The organism is Micromonospora sp. NPDC049240 (assembly GCF_040647835.1).
Classification (GTDB): Bacteria; Actinomycetota; Actinomycetes; order Mycobacteriales; family Micromonosporaceae; genus Micromonospora.
Genome location: NZ_JBEZCX010000001.1, coordinates 436,599 through 452,785 on the forward strand (window position 1 = coordinate 436,599; position 16,187 = coordinate 452,785).

Consider the following 16,187-nt stretch of genomic DNA (forward strand, 5'->3'; position numbering starts at 1 on the left):
GGGCCGCCTCCGGGCGGCCCCTTTCGTGTGTCCGGGGGTGGTCAGCCGGCGAGCGCCGGGTCCGCCGGTGCGGCCGGCGCGGGCACCGGGGCCGGGGACTGCGCCACCGTCCGCACCTCACCGCCGCTCAGCCGGTACGACATGCCGGCCACCGAGCACGCTCCCGCGGCCACCCGCTCGGCGAGCACCGTCGAGCGGGCCAGCAGGGTCTCCACGGTCTGCGCGATGTGGACGTCGATGATGCCGTCGAGGTCCTCGACCTCCTGCCGGGCGGCCCGGAGCAGGCTGGGCGAGACGGCGTCCACCACAGCGCCCAGGTGCCCGGCCGGCGCGGAGCCGGTGCGGACCGCCTCGCGGGCCGCCTGGACCGCGCCGCACGAGTCGTGGCCGAGCACCACCACGAGCGGCGTGCCGAGCACGGTCACCGCGTACTCGACGCTGCCGAGCACCTCGGGGCCGGCGGTGTGCCCGGCGGTACGCACCACGAAGAGGTCGCCGAGACCGCGGTCGAAGATGATCTCGGCGGCGAGCCGGGAGTCGGAGCAGCCGACGATCACCGCGAACGGGTGCTGGCCCTCGGCGACCGCGGCCCGGCGCCCGGCGTCCTGGTTCGGATGCTGCGGCACACCGGTGACGAACCGGTGGTTACCGGCCCGTAGTTCGGCGAGTGCCTCGTCGGGAGTGCTCGGGATCATCGCTGCTCACCTCGTCCTCGGGCGGAACGACCGGGCCGGCGGTCGGCGGTGTCGGCCTCGCGACCCACCGTCACACGAGACCGATGGCACGTCAAGATTTCGTGATACGCATTTCATGCGTTATGCCTCGACCCGCTCCGGGTCCGGGCAACCGCCCGCCACGCCATACGATGACCACCATGGCGACCACACCAGGCGAGGACGGGAGCCGCCGGCACTGGACCTTCCTCACCAACCACGGGCACGTGCTGCTGGCCATCGCGCGCAACCCCACCGCGCGGCTGCGGGACGTGGCGGACGAGGTGGGCGTCACCGAGCGGGCGGCCCAGGCGATCGTCGCCGACCTGGAGGCCGGCGGCTACCTCCACCGCACCCGGGTGGGTCGGCGCAACGAGTACACGATCAACCCGAACGGCCGCTTCCGGCATCCCGCCGAGGCCGACCAGCAGGTCGGGGCGCTGCTCGACCTCTTCGCCGCCGAACCGGCGGCCACCGACGCCACCCCCGAGCGTTGACCACCGCCGGGCGGCCGTCCGTGCCCGCACGCGTCCGGCCACGACGGTAATCTCACCGCGTGCGCGACAGCTTGCGGCCGGGCCGGACGACGGGACGCGCCCGGGCCGGCCACCGGGTCAGGTCCGTCCTGTCCGGAGCGGCGGTGGCCGCCCTCGTCGCCGGCGCGGCGGCGGTGCCGGCCCCGGCGGTGGCGGCACCGAAGTGCGGGCCCCCCGGCGGTCCGGCCCCCACCGAGGCGCCCTGGGCGCTGAGCCGGCTCGACCCGGCCGCGGCCTGGCGGGTCGGCAAGGGGCGGGGCGTCACCGTCGCGGTCGTCGACTCCGGCGTCTCACCGACCCACCCGTTGCTGCGCGGCCGGGTGCTGCCCGGCGAGGACTTCAACCGGCTGGTCCACCTGCGCGGGCAGTGCGACCTGGTCGGGCACGGCACCATGGTGGCCGGCATCATCGCCGGCCGGGAGGGCAGCGGTTCGCCCTACACCGGCATCGCACCGGAGGCCAGGATCCTGCCGTTGCGGGTGCTGGCGGAGAACAAGGAGAACTTCGACCCGGACGTGCCGGGTGAGATCGGCCGGGCGATCCGCTGGGCGGTCGACCACGACGCCGACGTGATCAACCTGTCCCTGGTCACGCTGGACGACCCGGCGTTGAGGTCGGCGGTCGCCCACGCGCTCGACAAGGGCGTGGTGGTGGTCGCCTCCGCCGGCAACCGGCAGGAGAACCGGGAGGACCGGCCGGCCTACCCGGCGGCGTACCCGGGGGTCATCGCCGTGGCCGGCATCGACGAGCAGGGCGGGCACGTCGGCAGCTCGGTCAGCGCGGACTACGTGGACATCGCCGGCCCCGGCCTGAACATCGTCGGCCCCGCGCCGCAGGGTGCGGGCTACCGGGCCGAGCCGCAGGGCGGGACGAGTTTCGCCACCGCGTACGTCTCCGGGGCGGCGGCGTTGGTGCGCGCCGCGTACCCGGACATCAGCCCCGACGAGGTGGCCTACCGGCTGACCCGCACCGCGGACAACCCGCCCGACGGGCACAACCCGCAGGTCGGCTACGGGATGGTCAATCCCTACCGGGCGGTGACCAGCCTGCTGGGCACCCGGAGCGACCCGCCGCTGGGCGCGATGCCGCCGCCCGCCCCGCGCACCGACCCGCTGGCCCGGCAGCGCACCGCGGCGATCTGGGCCGCCGTGGTCGGCACGCTGCTGGCCGGCGTACTGCTGACGGTGCGCCCGATCCTGGTACGCGGCCGGCGACGCGGATGGCGACCCGGCCGGCGCGACGTCCCCCGGGACGCCTGACGCACGACCGGCCGGCGACGCGGACGGCCCCCGAGCCGGGGCGGACCCGGGCCGCCGGGCCCGGAACACGGCACGGCTCCGCCCGACGCGAGCCGGAGCGGAGCCGTGCCGGACCGGTCGAGGTCAGTTGCCCCAGACCTTGGAGTTGCTCATCTCCGTGGTCATGTAGTTCTCGCGTGCGATGCCCACCGCGCCGCCGATCTCGTTGAGGACCTTGTTGATGTCCCGCACGGCGGCGTCCCACTGGGCCTGGTGCTGCTGGTAGGCGACCCGGTCCTGGCCCTCCCACTCGAGCTTGGTCAGCATGGCCCGCAGCGTGTCCAGCTTCTCGTCGATGGTCCGCGAGATGGCCTGCATCTGCTGGTTGCTGCTCTCGAGGACGGCGTAGTCAACCTTGATGCTCATCGATTCCCCCTCTGCCTGTCTGCGCGGATCACGGGTTGAGCGCAGCGTGGAACTTGTCCAGCATCTGCTGCTGCTCCTCGTCGTTGACCTGGTGCGTCGTGCCGGACTTGTCGAGCAGGTCAGCGATGTTGTCCATCGCGGTGAGCAGCTTGTTCGTGTCCTCGTTCCAGCGGGTCATCAGGCCCTGGAAGCCCGTGGAAGCCTGCCCCTTCCAGGCCATGGCCAGGTCGTCGACCACGTTCCACAGCTTCTTGAGCTCACCGTCGACATCGCTGCGCGTGGACCGCACGTCACTCGCGGCGGTGTGCAGACTCGCTGCACTGACCTCGAACGCCATGCTTCACACCCTTCCGTCATCTTGTGGCGGCGGATCCGCCGCGCCCTCCCCCGCGGCAAGGCGAACCCACCCCGCCGACGGCACATCAAGCGAACCGTAGCGGACGACGTCCAAACCGCGCAGCCCTGCCGACCGATCCGAAGCGGACCGTCCGCAGTGGAGGCACAGGTCGTGGTCAGAGCCGGCCGCGGCGCGTCCTGACCAGCAGTGTCACGCCGAAGACCAGCACCGCGACCAGCAGCGCCGCCGCCAGCCACAGCAGCGGCTTGTCGAAGGCGCCCTCGACCACCACCACCAGCAGCGCGGCACAGCCGCTGAGCACCACCACCTCGGCGGCCAGCCGGAGCCGGGGCGAGCGGGTCAGCCCGGCGATCAGGGCCAGCACCAGGAAGCCCGGGATGGTGAGCACGAAGTAGACGAACAACCAGGTGATCAGCGTGTCCACGTGGTCGGCTCCCGTCACTGGTAGAACTTGCTGTCCTTGACCCAGTCGATCTTGATGTCCTTGATCCCCGGGTCGGTGCCGGTGGGCGCCCAACCGGGCCGGGAGTCCGCCGCGAACATCACCCGGCTGTCGGTGTTGAACCCGGCCATCACGGCGTGCAGGAGCGCGCCGATGTCCCCGAAGACCATCACCAGGATGGCGGCGGTCGCCGTCAGGCCGGCGATGCCGATGGCCTGCGCCAACGCGGAGGTGGCCGGGAAGAACTGGAGCGCGATCGAGGCGATCACCGCCACCAGGACCGGCATCATCGCCTGGGCGAAACCGGAGACCGCGTCGTTGTAGGCGTCCCGGGCCGAGGTGAGCGTCTCCTTGTTGGTGTTGAACGCGTCGGCCAGCGAGTCGATCTCCGCGCCGAGCTTGCGGACGAAGAGGTCGAACGCGTCCCGGTCGTCGAAGTCCCACTCCTTCGCGTCCGGCGGGACCGCCGCCATCGCGGCGCCGAACTGATCCGGCCCGAGCAGGCGCGCGGCCTCCTCCCACTTCTTGATCGTCTCGTTGACCTGCTGGTTGTCGAACATCTCCAGGTAGAGGATGGCGCCGATCAGCCCCGCCGAGGCGGCGATCCACATCAGGTTGCCCCGGGCGATCGCCGCCGCCGACCGGACCGGCGCGGTCGTCTCGGCGACCGAGACCGTGCCGGTCACCGAGCCGGAGGCGTTGGCGATGAAGATCTCCGGTGGCATCAGGCGTCCTCCCCCTGGTCGGCCCGGCCGGTCACTTGACCACCCAGGGCTGATCCGACTTCTCCCAGTTCTTCGCGCTCTGTTCGAGCTGCTCCGCGGCCCGGTGCAGGTGCTCGATACCGGCCCGGACATTGTCGAGGTGCCCGTCCACCGAGGCGTTGTGCCGCTCGACCGCACCGTGGCCGAACATGCTCAACGCGCCGCCCGGCAGCTTCACGTCCGCCAGCAGCGCCTGCACGTTGCGCAGGTACTGGATCGGACCGTCCGGCGCGTCGAGCATCCGGCCGGCCTTGCGGATCGCGTCGACGTCCACCGTGTTCGCCATCGTCGGCCCCCGCTCAGCGCCGCAGACCGCGGGTCGGGTCCGACAGGTCCACCCCGAACTGGCGGAACCAGTCCTCCGGGGTCAGCGTGCCGTCCTGCGCGCGGCGGACCAGGTCGGAGTCGCCGAGCGTCTCGGCCAGCATCTCCTGCTGCCGCTCCGCGAAGGCCGCGTACGCCGCGTCGACGGCCGCCTGGACCGACTCCGCCAGCGAGAAGCTGTCCAGCCGCATGGCCCGGGCGTTCAGCTCGACGTTCCCGACCTTCATCTCACCGTCGACAGTCACCCGGACCAGGCCGTCCGGGCTCTCCCCGGCCACCCGCAGCTCCGCCCGCTGCTGCTGAAGCTCGACCAGCCGGCGCTGCTGCTCCTGGGCCTGCCGCAACAGGCTCTCCACGGCTCCACCGATACCCGACGGGCTGCTCACCACGGGCTCCCCTCCACACTCGCGACGTCGCGCCGACGCTACCCGACCGACGGTCCGCCGTCCGACCCGTCAGGCCGGCTCCGTCCAGGCGGTCTGGATCAACTGCTGGCCGTCGCGGCGGCGGACCAGGGTGCCTCGGCCCGGCGGCTGCGGGCTGGGCCGCAGGTTGCCGAAGACCGCGCCCTCCTCCCGGCTGCCGGACATCAGCAGGCCCGGCGAGTCCAGCTCGCGCAGGCGTTGCAGCACCGGCTCGTAGAGAGCCCGGGCCACGCCGCCCACCCGCCGGGTGACGATCAGGTGCAGGCCGATGTCCCGCGCCTGCGGCAGCAGCTCGTGCAGCGCGCTGAGCGGGTTACTGCCGCCGGAGGCGACCAGGTCGTAGTCGTCCACCAGGATGTACAGCTCCGGCCCCTTCCACCAGCTCCGGTCGCGGAGCTGCGCGGTCGTCACGTCCGGGCCCGGCAGCCGGTTCTGCAGGGCGCTGCGGATCGAGCCGAGCCCCTGACTGAACACCTGGTTGGACGGCGCGTAGTCGAGCAGGTGGTCACCCTCGACCGCGCCCAGCAGGCCACGCCGGTAGTCGGCGATGACCAACCGCGCCTGCGCCGGCGTGTACCGCTCGGCGATCCCCCGGGCGATCAGCCGCAGCAGGTTGGTCTTGCCGCACTCGGCGTCGCCGAAGACGGTCAGGTGCGGCTCGCCCGCCAGATCGAGGTGAACCGGGGCCAACGCCGACTCGTTCACCCCGATCGGGATGCCCGGGACGGCCCGGTCGACCACCGTGGCCAGCTCGCCGACCGTGAGCCTGCGGGGCAGCAGCCGGACCTTCGGCGCCGGCCGGCCCGGCCAGTTCGCCGCCACGTGCCCGGCCAACGCGACCGACGCCTCGGTCAGGTCCTCGATGTCGCGCCTGCCGTCGATCCGCGAGACCGCGGTCAGGAAGTGCAGCTTGTCGCGGGTCAGGCCACGGCCCGGCGCACCGACCGGCACGTTCTGCGCGGCCCGCCGGTCGATCTCCGACTCGGCCGGATCCCCCAGCCGCAGCTCCAGCCTGGTGCCGAGCAGATCCCGCATGCTGATCCGGATCTCCGCCCACCGCACCGCCGTGACCACCACGTGTACGCCGAAGCCCAGCCCCCGGTTGGCCAGGTTGGTGATGGTCTGCTCCAGCTCCTCGTACTCCTGGCGCAGCGTGTTCCAGCCGTCCACGACGAGGAAGACGTCCCCGAACGGGTCGTCCGCGAACTCCCCGGCGGCCCGCCGTCGGCGGTAGCTCGCCACCGAGTCGATGCCGTGCTGGGTGAACCGGTTCTCCCGCTCGTCGAGCACGGCCACCACCTCGGCCACCGTCCGGCGGACCGCCTCGACGTCGCGCCGACCGGCCACGCCCGCGACGTGCGGCAGCGCGTCCAGGCTGCGCAGCGCGCCACCGCCGAAGTCGAGGCAGAAGAACTGCACCTCGCGCGGCGTGTGGGTGAGCGCCAGGGAGGCCAGCAGTGAGCGCAGCATGGTGCTCTTGCCACTGAGCGAGGCGCCGACGATCACCACGTTGCCGCCGGCACCGGCAAGATCGACCATCATCGGGTCGCGGCGCTGCTCGTACGGCCGGTCCACGACGCCCACCGGCACGGCGAGCCGGCCACGGCCCGGCCACTCCGCGGTGGTCAGGCCGAAGGTCGGGTGCACGCTCAACGGCGGCAGCAGCTCGGCCAACCCGGACGGCTCGGCCAGCGGCGGCAGCCAGACCTGGTGCGCCGGCCGGCCCCGGCCCGCGAGCTGGCCGATCAGCACGTCCAGCGTGGACACGGTCTTGCCGTCGCCGGTCTGCTCGGGCTCCGGCGCGGTCTCCGCGGCGGTCGGCAGCGCCGGCACCGGCACGTGGTCGACGCCGTACGGCACGATCCGGCCCTGCACCTGCGCCCGGGTGGAGCGCTGCACCTGCCCCGGCGCCCGGTACGGGCCGGAGACGTAGGCGGCGCGGAACCTCAGCATGGTGGCCGTGTCGGTCTTGAGATAGCCGTGCCCGGGCGCGCTCGGCAGCTCGTACGCGTCCGGCACGCCCAGCACGATCCGGCTCTCGACCGCCGAGAACGTCCGCAGGCCGATCCGGTACGACAGGTGCGTGTCCAGCCCGCGCAGCTTCCCCTCCTCCAGCCGCTGCGAGGCGAGCAGCAGGTGCACGCCGAGCGACCGGCCGAGCCGGCCGATCATCACGAACAGGTCGATGAAGTCCGGCTTGGCGGCCAGCAGCTCGGAGAACTCGTCGCAGATGATGAGCAGGCTGGGCATCGGCTCCAGCGACTCGCCGGCCGCCCGCGCCTTCTCGTAGTCGTAGCGGGACACGTAGTTGCCGGCCGCCCGCAGCACCTCCTGCCGCCGGTTCATCTCGCCGGCCAGCGCGTCGCGCATGCGGTCGACAAGCGGCAGCTCGTCCGACAGGTTGGTGATCACGGCGCTGGTGTGCGGCAACGCGTCGAGCGAGGCGAACGTCGCGCCGCCCTTGAAGTCGACCAGGACGAAGTTCAACTCCGCCGAGGAGTGCGTCACCGCCAACGCGCCGACCACGGTCCGCAGCAGCTCGCTCTTGCCGGAGCCGGTCGCGCCGATGACCAGGCCGTGCGGGCCCATGCCCTCGTGCGCGGACTCCTTGAAGTCCAGCTCGACGACGTTGCCGTCCGGCCCCAGGCCGAGCGGGATGCGTAGCCGGTCCCGGTGGTTGCGGGGCCGCCAGGTCTGCCGAACGTCCACCATGGCCGCGTCGCCGACGCCGAGCAGGTCGGGCAGCTCCATGCTGCGGGCCAGCGGCTCGTCGGTGCTGGCGCCCTGCTGCGGGGAGAGCCGGAACGGCGCGAGCTGCCGGGCCAACCCCTCGGCCGCCGGCCGGGTCAGCCGGTCCGGCCGGCCGAGCCGGGGCGCGTTGGCGGCCCCGATCAGGCCGAGCCCGGTGCCGTCGCCGACATCCAGGCCGAGCAGCCAGCGGCCGGCGTCCCGGGGCACCGCCCCGGACAGGTCCACCACCGTGGTGCCGAGCAGCCCCGGCCCGGTCAGCGCGCAGGTCGCCGACACCTCGCCGCCGTCGAGCACCACCACCACGTGCGGTGCGGTGGTGAGCGGCTTCGCCTCCGGGGCGAACCGGGGCCGGCCACCCAGCTCGTGGGCGAGGGCCGACTCCGCCTCGGCCAGGCCGGCGAAGACCAGCCGGCGCGCGCCCGCCGCGTCCGTACGCCCCGGGTGCTGGGCGTGCGGCAGCCACTTGACCCAGTCCCAGACCGGCTGCCGGTCCGGCGCGGCCACCACGACCACCAGCAGGTCCTCCGGGGCGTGGAACGTCACCAACTGGCCCAGCACGGCCCGCGTCAGGTCGAGCACCGGCTCCCGGTCGCCGCGCAACGCGATCCGGCCGAACGCCCGCAGCGACAGCGCGGTGGGCAGCTCCGGCACGCTGGAGTGGGCGCGGACGAACCGGCGCAACGCGATCGCGCTCATCGGTTCCAGGTCCTCCACCGGCTTGGTCTCCGGCGGCACGATCTCCACCGCCAGCCGCTGCGGGCCGAGCGCGATGCGCACCTCGCCGAAGTCGTCCTCGGTGGGCCGCCGCTCCCACCGCCGGCGGGAGGCGGCGATCGACCAGAGCGCATCCGGCTCCGGGTGCCGCCAGGTCATCGCGGCGCGCTGCTGCTCGGCCGCCCGCCGGGTGCGCTTGCGCATCTGCGCCAGGTAACGCATGTAGTCGCGGCGCTGGGCGTTCAGCTCGGCCTTGTCGTTGCCGCCGGTGCCGAGCGTGCCGATCGCCATGCCCAACATGGACACCCCGAACAGGCCGCCGGCCACGTACGTCATCATGCCGCCGCCACGGCCGGCGTAGAGGAAGGCCATCGCGCCGACGCCGCAGAGCATCGGCAGGATCATCAGCACCTGCCCCATGCCCTTGGCCTGCGGCTCCGGCAGCTCGGGCGGGGACTCCAGCAGCACCTCACCGCGCGGCATCGCCGGCCCCGGTTGACGCGGTGGCCGGCGGAACACCACCGTACCCACGGCTCTCCCCTCCCCCGCAGGTCCGCCACCGCCGCGAGCGTCGGGTGGGCGACCTGTGCGACCGCCATCGTAGGTAATCTCCCGGAGACGTCGTGGACCCGTGGGGACGACGTCGACGGCCGGGGCGGATCGTAGGCGAGCACGAGGAGGCCACTGTGGCGACGAAGGCGGCGACCGGCGGGCTGAGCCGGATCACCATCGTGGCGCCGCGGACCCGGATGGACCTGGCCCTGCCCTCCGACGTTCCCCTGGCCGACCTGCTGCCGACGCTGCTGCGCTACGCCGGCGAGGAGCTCGCCGACGAGGGCGTGGGGCACGGCGGGTGGAGCCTGTCCCGACTCGGCGGGCAGCCGCTCGACGGCGGGCGTACCGCCGCGCAGCTCGACGTCCGCGACGGCGAGGTGCTCTACTTCAACCCGCGCGCCGCCACCGCGCCCGAGATCGTCTTCGACGACGTGGTGGACGCCGTCGCCACCTCCACCACCCAACGGGCCGGCGCCTGGCAGGTGGGCACCACCCGGGCGTACGCGGTGCTGCTCGCCTCCTCGGCGCTGGCCGCCGGCGCGGTCGCGGCGCTGCTCGCCGGGCCGCCGCAGCTACCCGGCGCGGTGGCCGCCCTGGTGGTCGCGGTGGCCCTGCTGGTCGGTGCCGCGGTGCTGTCCCGGGCGGCCGGCGACAGCCGCACCGGCGCGGTGCTGGCCCTGGTCGGGGTCGGCCATGCGGGCGTCGGCGGCCTGCTGGTGCTCGCCGGGGACCGGCCGCTGCCCGAGCTGGCCAGCCCGCACGTGCTGCTCGCCGGCACCGCCGTGGTGCTCTTCGGCGCGCTCGCCGCGCTCGCCGTCGGGGACCGGACGCCGTGGTTCCTCGGCACGGTGGGCGTGGGCGCGGCGGTCGGCTTCGGCGCGGTGCTCAGCCTGGCCTTCGACATCGACGCCGCCGCCTCGGCGGCGGTGGTGTCGGCCGTGGCGTTCGGCGCGCTGCCGGCGCTGCCGATGCTCGCCTACCGGCTCGCCCGGCTGCCGGTGCCGTCCATTCCGACCGGCCCGGAGGACCTGAAGACCGACACCGAGTCGGTGGACGGGCCGTCCGTGCTGCGCGACAGCGAGCGGGCCGACGGGTTCCTCACCGGTCTGCTGTGGACCGTCGCGCTGCTGGTGCTCGGCGGTGAGCTGGTGCTGGCCGCCGACGGTCGACTCCCGGCGGTCCTGCTCTGCCTGGTGCTCGCGCTGCTGTCGCTGCTGCGGGCCCGCCCGTTCCTCGGCCGCGACCAACGCACCCCGGTGCTGCTCGCCGGCACGGTCGGCCTCGGGCTGGTCGCCGCGGCGGTCTTCGACGCAGGCTCGCTGCCGGTGCGGCTCGGCCTGATCCTCGGCGGGCTGACCGTGGTGGCCGTGATCAGCCTGGTCTACGGGCTCACCGTGGCCGGCAAGCGGATCTCCCCGGTCTGGGGGCGGGTCCTGGACATCGTCGAGATCCTGCTGATCGTCGCGCTGGTGCCGCTGGCCGTCTGGGTCTGCGGCGCGTACGGCTGGATCGTCAACCTTCGACCGTGACGGTGCCCATCGCGGTGCCCACCGGCGCGGTGGCGTAGACGCCGGGCCCGTGCTGGCCGTCCAGCGGGCGGGCCGGCACCCCGGCCCGTCGGGCCATCTCCCGGACGGCCTTCACCAGCGCCTCGGCGTGCCCGTCCATGGCCGCCACCCGCAGCAGCGGGGGGAGCCGCCGGCCACCGGGGAGCACCACCGCCGCGACCGTGTGCGAGGGCGCGGAGGTGGCGGTGACCGCGTCCACAAGCGCGCCCAGCGAGCCGTGGGGACGGACCCGCAGCGCCAGGCAGCGTTGCGTCCAGCCGCCCCCGCGCAGGCCGGTCCAGGTCTCGGCCGGGGAGTCCGGCGCCAGGTCCAGCCCGGCCCCGGAGACCACCGCCGCGTGCAGCTCGTCGCGACCCAGCACACGGTGCCCGAGCCCGGCGGCGTGCAACGCCTTGCCGAGCCGGCCCACGCCGGCCGCCACCGTCCGGTGCACGCCGCGCAGGCCGCCGCCGCGGCTCACCGTCTCGGCCCGGGCGTCACCCACGGCCAGCCGCAGCGCCACCCACACGGTGCGGTGCGCGGCGGGGGCCGCCCCCGGCGCGGGGTACCAGACCAGGGTGTGCGAGACGACCTGGGTCTGGCTGACCGGGCCGGCGAAGTCGGCGAGCACCGCGAGGGCACGGTCCACGGTCGCCGCCTCGATCGACCCGGCGGGCGCACCGGGCCGACCGGTAAGCGCCACCGCCGCGAACCAGCCCCGGTCGTCCTGACCGATGCCGAGCCGGGTGCCGCGCTCGGTCAGCTCCACCACGGTCAGCTCGGGCGCGAGCGCGGCCAACCGCGGGTCACCGGCCGGCAGCGCGCCCCGGGCCCGGTCCCGACGACGGCGCAGCCGACGGCGGAGCATCAGGTCCTCGTACCACCATCGGCCGCCCCGCCGGGCGAACGCGGCCACCACGGACAGCAGCGCGAGCAGCGCCACGGTGGCGAGCAGCCAGGCCGGGCCGGCGGTGGCGAACCAGACGGCGAGCGCGGCGCACTCGGCCACCACGAGCTGACCGACGACGACCGGGCCCAGGCGGCCCCGGCGTCGCCTGTCCGCCGGCGTGACCGGCCGGTCCGCCGGGGCGGGGGCGGTCGCCGTACGACCGGGTGGCGCCTGGAGCTGCGTCATCGGTGAGCGTCCCTTCTGGACATGTGGGCACCTGCCGGCGGATGCGTTCACCGGGCGGCGGACGGGGTCCGGCGCGCGCCCGACGGCCCCTTATCGTAGGGAAGCCCGCGGCGCTGTTCGGCCCTGATCGTCGCGGGCCCACCCGGCCCGGAGGTTAGTCATGCGGACCCGCCGCGATCAGGTGCAGGCGTACCGCTTCGTCACCCGCCGCATCGTCTCGGCGCTGCTCTCCGGTGACCCGGAGACCAACGACCTGCCGATGCGCCGGCTCGGCATGGCGGTGTTCGGCAGTGTCATCGCCGCGGCGGTGGTCCTCGGCGGCGTGGGCGCGTACGGGCAACTGACAAGCAACTCCGCCCCGCTCGAACCGAACACCGTGGTGATCGAGCGGGAGACCGGCGCCACCTACTGGTTCGGTGACGACCGGGTGCTGCACCCGACGCTCAACTACGCCTCGGCCCGGCTCGTCGTCGACGACGCGTCGGCGACAGTGCGCACCGTGTCACAGGCGTCGATCCGGGACCGGCCGCGCGGCCGGATGGTGGGCATCGTCGGTGCGCCGGACGACCTGCCCGACCGTGGGTCGCTGGTCGGGCTCCCCTGGTCGGTCTGCGACGTGCCGGACCCGAACGACAGGCGCCGCTCGACCACCCGGCTGGTGATCGACCGGCCGTTGTCCGGCGGCACCCCGCTCACCGACCGGGCCGTCCTGGTCCGCACCGGCGACGCCCGCTGGCTGCTGACCGGCGGCGCCCGGCTGCGCGTGGTCGGCGACGAGCAGGCGCTGGTGGCGTTGCGGATGGCCGGCGCGGCCAACCTCACCGTCGGCCCGCAACTGCTCAACGCGGTGCCGGTGGGCCCGGCGCTGCGCAGGCCCACGATCGGCGGGGACGGCGGCCCGAGCGGGCTGACGGTGGCCGACCGGCCGGCCCGGGTCGGTCAGGTCTACCAGGCCGCCGGCCAGTTCTACGTCCTCACCCGGCAGGGCCTGGCGGCGGTCGGCGAGGTCACCGCCCGGCTGCTGCTCGGTGGCGGCGGCGGGATCACCGACATCACCCCGGACGAAGCCGGCCGGCTCTACACCGACCAGCGGCTGGAGGCGGACGGGCTGCCGGCCCGGATGCCCACGCTGCACGAGGTGCGCCCCGGCCGTACCGTGCTCTGCGCCACCTACCGGCCCGGTCCGGCCGGCCAGCCGCCGGCCACCACGCTGGAGATCTTCGACGCCCCGCCGCCGGAGCTGACCGCGGCGACCGCGCTGCCGGCGCGGCAGGGTGCCCGGGACGCGGTCCGCACCGCCGAAAGCGTGCTGCTGCCCGGCGGCAAGGGCGCGTTGGTGCAGGCCACCGCCGGGGAGAGCGGCAAGCCGGCGGCCGGCGCCACGGTCTACCTGATCACCGCGCAGGGGATCCGCTACCCGCTCGGCACCGCCGCCGGGGACGCGCGGAGCGCCCTCGGCTACGGCGACGTGAGCCCGGTGGCGGTGCCCGCCTCGCTGCTGGCGCTGGTGCCGACCGGGCCGACCCTGGCCCGCGCGGACGCCATGGCGTACTTCGATGCGACGGCGCTGCCGGAGCGCGCCGCGACGCCCGTGCCGGCCCCGCCGGACGGTGCGGCGGCCCAGGTCGGAGGCGGCTGACCGACCGACGTGGAGCGGCGCGTCCGGGGGCCACCCGGGTGGACGCGGTTCGACTAATCTGAGCACGGCCACCGGCTCTCGACGAGGACAACGGGGATTCCGCCATGACCGGGCGCACCACAGTCGACGTTCTCTCCCTGGAGGATTTCCACAAGCGGCTCGAACGGCGTCTGCACGAGGCCGAGTCGGTGTTGCGCACGCTCAACACCGAGATGCAGTGCCGGCCCCCCGCGCTGGGCACGTTCGTCGACGCGACCGACAACTCACGCCGGTACGCCGAGACGCACCAGAGCTACGTCGACCACGTCGACCGGCTGCGCCGGGCGATCCTGGCCGCCCGCGAGGCCACCGCGACGATCATGAAGAACTACCGGACCGCCGAGGCCCGCAACGCCGCTGCCGCGGCCGACATCGCGGCCGCCCTCGCCGGCCTGAACGAGGCGATGACGCAACCGAAGGAGGATCCCCGTGTCTGAATACACCCGGCGTTACGAGCACGTCAGCCACGAGGAGCTCTACCAGGGCGTCAACGCCGGCGACCCGGCGCAGATCGACGCGCTGAGCGCCCGCTGGACCTCCCTCGAGGGCACGCTCGACGACCTGTCCCGTGACCTCACCGCCGACCTGGACGCGCTGGCGAAGACCTGGACCGGGGGCGCGAGTCGCGAGTTCCAGCGCCGGCTCACCATGGTCGCCGGCTACTCCGGCGACCTGGCCGAGGGCATGACCGGCATCCGGCAGGCGCTGGACATGATGGCCGGCGACCTGCGCGCCGCCCAGGCCGAGGCGGAGAGCCCGGAGAAGACCGACGACCACGACAAGCTGCTCTCCGGCGCCGGTAAGGGTTTCCTGCTCGGCGGCGGCCCGGGCGCGGTGATCGGTGGCATCATCGGCCACCAGCAGGACGAGGCCGAGCAGGAGAAGGCGCACCGACGGATGGTGCGGGTGGTGGCGAAGCTGGCCGAGGGTTACGACTTCTCGGCGTACGGCCGGGTCGTCGCGCCGGAGCCGCCCGGGAGCGAGCTGCCCGGCCACCACGCTCCGCAGGATCCGACGCTGCACGACGGCCCGTCGGTCCGGACTCCGTCGTCCGGCCCGAGCCTGGGCAGCTTCGGCCCGGGGGCGCACGGCACCGCGACCACCTCGGGCGTGCACCACACGGCCCCGACCAGCGGCACGCCGGGCGACGGCACACCCGGCGGCCACCCGGGCGGTCACCCCGGCGCGGGCGCCCCGGGCTCGGTCCCGACCGGCGGCACGGTCGACCCGAGCGGCACGTCGCTGGCCGGCGCCGGCCCGCTGACCACCGTTCCCGGCGGCCCGGCGATCGGCGGCGGCCCGGGTTTCGGCCCCGGCGGTGCCCACCCGACCGTGCCGGCCGGCGGGGGCGGGCTCTTCGGCGGTCCCGGCGTGCTGAGCACCGGCTCGCTCGCCGGCAGCGCCAACGCGGCCGCCACGGGACGGTTCGGCGGCGTGCCCGGCGCGGAGAGCCGCTCGGCGGCCGGCACCGGCCGGCTCACCTCCGGCCGGAGCCTGGCCGTCGACACGGAGGGCAGATCGACCGGTCGCACCGGACGGCCCGCTACGGCCGGCCGCAACGGGGTGCTGGGCGCACGCGGCAACTCCGACGACGACGAGTCCGACGGCCGGCTGACCTGGCTCACCGAGGACGACATGGTCTGGGGGGACGGCAGGGCCGCCCCGCCGCCGGTCATCGACGGCCACTGACCTCGCACGGCTGAACGGCGCGGCACCCGGCGGGTGCCGCGCCGTTCGGCGTCGGGGCGGCGTGCGTCCCCCAAATTGGGCCGGGCCGTCAGCAGAACGCGCCGGCCCGGGCGCCGCCGTCCTGCCGGGTGGTGCGGAAGTCGCAGAGGTCGTAGCCGTTGTCGGTGAGCGTGGCCTGCACGTCGGCGAGCTGCGCCGCGTCCAGCGCGGGCTGGCGGGACAGCACGAAACCGCTGCTGCGGTCGGGGTCGCCGACGACCGCCCAGCGGTACTCCGGGTCCAGCCCGATCACCACGTAGTTGGGGCCGCCCAGGTAGATCCACCGGTCGCCGAGCCGGAGGAAGGAGACGGTGAGCGCCGAGTCTGCGGGCGGGTTCTCGCTCCGGGCCCGGCCGGTGACCGTGCTCGTGGTGCCGAGGATCGTCCGGCAGGTGTTGCGGACGCCGACGGTCCCGTCGGGCTGAACGTCGTACCGGGCCTTGACGTTCTTGAAGCACTGGATCTCGAACCACTGCGGGATGGCGGCGACCTGGTACCAGTCGCCCGCGTACCGGTTGACGTCGACGGCGGCCACCGGTCGCAGCGGACCGGTGTCGACCGAGGTGGTCGCGGCGTGGGCCGGGGTGGCGCTCAGGAGGGTGGCGGCGGTCAGCGCGGCGACCAGCGCGGTGGTGGTGCGGCGTACACCCATGGTTTCTCCTCGCGGTGGGGGGTCGTCCGCGCCAGTGTGCCCCGCCCGACCGGCCGAAAACTGTCGACAATCTCATCGTCGTCGATGCATCCGTCGACCTGCTCCGAAGCGAAGAAGAAGGTCCGTCCACACCGATCCGTGGGCCGGCTCACGTAACCGGGAAGATCGTCGAGCTGCGTGGGCCGGCATCAACCGATAGGT

At 74.4% G+C, this 16,187-nt stretch carries 16 protein-coding genes; 6 read left to right on the forward strand and 10 right to left on the reverse strand.

The annotated features are described in order from the left end of the window. Nucleotides 1-41: 41 nt before the first annotated feature. Nucleotides 42-695: a carbonic anhydrase gene (locus AB0B02_RS02090; protein ID WP_281943319.1), complete on the reverse strand. Its 654-nt coding sequence runs from the start codon at nt 693-695 to the stop codon at nt 42-44. Between the two features lie 170 nt (nt 696-865). Here AB0B02_RS02090 and AB0B02_RS02095 point away from each other — a divergent pair, with 170 nt between their 5' ends. Continuing rightward, nucleotides 866-1,210 (forward strand): helix-turn-helix domain-containing protein, encoded by a 345-nt coding sequence (locus AB0B02_RS02095; protein ID WP_281943321.1) that lies wholly within the window; start codon nt 866-868, stop codon nt 1,208-1,210. A 59-nt stretch (nt 1,211-1,269) separates the two neighbouring features. After that, complete coding sequence (mycP, locus tag AB0B02_RS02100; protein WP_357294288.1) at nt 1,270-2,508, forward strand: type VII secretion-associated serine protease mycosin; 1,239 nt, start codon at nt 1,270-1,272, stop codon at nt 2,506-2,508. A 123-nt stretch (nt 2,509-2,631) separates the two neighbouring features. Here the strand turns inward: mycP and AB0B02_RS02105 are convergent, their stop codons facing one another. The 7 genes from AB0B02_RS02105 to eccCa form a co-directional block, all read right to left on the reverse strand. After that, on the reverse strand, nt 2,632-2,913 hold the full coding sequence (locus AB0B02_RS02105) for a WXG100 family type VII secretion target (protein ID WP_091062555.1): 282 nt from the start codon (nt 2,911-2,913) through the stop codon (nt 2,632-2,634). 28 nt (nt 2,914-2,941) lie between these two features. Next, entirely contained in the window at nt 2,942-3,250 is a 309-nt protein-coding gene (locus AB0B02_RS02110) for a WXG100 family type VII secretion target (protein WP_357294299.1), read from the reverse strand. Nucleotides 3,251-3,425: 175 nt separating this feature from the next. Further along, nucleotides 3,426-3,713 carry a hypothetical protein gene (locus AB0B02_RS02115; protein WP_281943327.1) on the reverse strand — a complete coding sequence of 96 codons (288 nt, stop codon included), beginning with the start codon at nt 3,711-3,713 and terminating at the stop codon, nt 3,426-3,428. Beyond that, nucleotides 3,710-4,438, reverse strand: coding sequence for a hypothetical protein (locus AB0B02_RS02120; protein ID WP_357294311.1), 729 nt, complete (start codon nt 4,436-4,438; stop codon nt 3,710-3,712). Before AB0B02_RS02120 ends, AB0B02_RS02115 begins: the two co-directional genes overlap by 4 nt. 31 nt (nt 4,439-4,469) lie before the next feature. Then, nucleotides 4,470-4,763 (reverse strand): hypothetical protein, encoded by a 294-nt coding sequence (locus AB0B02_RS02125; protein ID WP_357294317.1) that lies wholly within the window; start codon nt 4,761-4,763, stop codon nt 4,470-4,472. Between the two features lie 13 nt (nt 4,764-4,776). Next, nucleotides 4,777-5,187, reverse strand: a complete 411-nt coding sequence (locus tag AB0B02_RS02130; RefSeq protein ID WP_281943334.1) for a YbaB/EbfC family nucleoid-associated protein — start codon at nt 5,185-5,187, stop codon at nt 4,777-4,779. Between the two features lie 69 nt (nt 5,188-5,256). Next, nucleotides 5,257-9,222 carry a type VII secretion protein EccCa gene (gene eccCa / locus AB0B02_RS02135; protein ID WP_357294331.1) on the reverse strand — a complete coding sequence of 1,322 codons (3,966 nt, stop codon included), beginning with the start codon at nt 9,220-9,222 and terminating at the stop codon, nt 5,257-5,259. A 155-nt stretch (nt 9,223-9,377) separates the two neighbouring features. Between eccCa and eccD the strand changes: the two genes are divergently transcribed. Beyond that, a complete protein-coding gene (gene eccD / locus AB0B02_RS02140; protein WP_281943338.1) occupies nt 9,378-10,775 on the forward strand; it encodes a type VII secretion integral membrane protein EccD in 1,398 nt (465 codons plus the stop codon). Here eccD and AB0B02_RS02145 read toward each other — a convergent pair. Continuing rightward, nucleotides 10,759-11,928, reverse strand: a complete 1,170-nt coding sequence (locus AB0B02_RS02145; protein WP_281943340.1) for a type VII secretion protein EccE — start codon at nt 11,926-11,928, stop codon at nt 10,759-10,761. The two genes, eccD and AB0B02_RS02145, sit on opposite strands and share 17 nt — an antisense overlap. Nucleotides 11,929-12,088: 160 nt before the next feature. On the opposite strand from AB0B02_RS02145, the gene eccB reads away from it, so the two are divergent. From eccB to AB0B02_RS02160, 3 genes are all read left to right on the forward strand, one after another. After that, the gene (gene eccB, locus AB0B02_RS02150; RefSeq protein WP_357294354.1) at nt 12,089-13,567 is read left to right on the forward strand and encodes a type VII secretion protein EccB; all 1,479 of its coding nucleotides are present in this window, start codon (nt 12,089-12,091) and stop codon (nt 13,565-13,567) included. A gap of 104 nt (nt 13,568-13,671) precedes the next feature. After that, on the forward strand, nt 13,672-14,043 hold the full coding sequence (locus tag AB0B02_RS02155) for a hypothetical protein (protein ID WP_281943344.1): 372 nt from the start codon (nt 13,672-13,674) through the stop codon (nt 14,041-14,043). Then, nucleotides 14,036-15,295, forward strand: coding sequence for a WXG100 family type VII secretion target (locus AB0B02_RS02160; RefSeq protein WP_357294364.1), 1,260 nt, complete (start codon nt 14,036-14,038; stop codon nt 15,293-15,295). Before AB0B02_RS02155 ends, AB0B02_RS02160 begins: the two co-directional genes overlap by 8 nt. 88 nt (nt 15,296-15,383) lie before the next feature. On the opposite strand, the gene AB0B02_RS02165 is transcribed toward AB0B02_RS02160, so the two are convergent. Then, complete coding sequence (locus tag AB0B02_RS02165; RefSeq protein WP_357294367.1) at nt 15,384-15,986, reverse strand: lipocalin family protein; 603 nt, start codon at nt 15,984-15,986, stop codon at nt 15,384-15,386. Nucleotides 15,987-16,187: the final 201 nt, after the last annotated feature.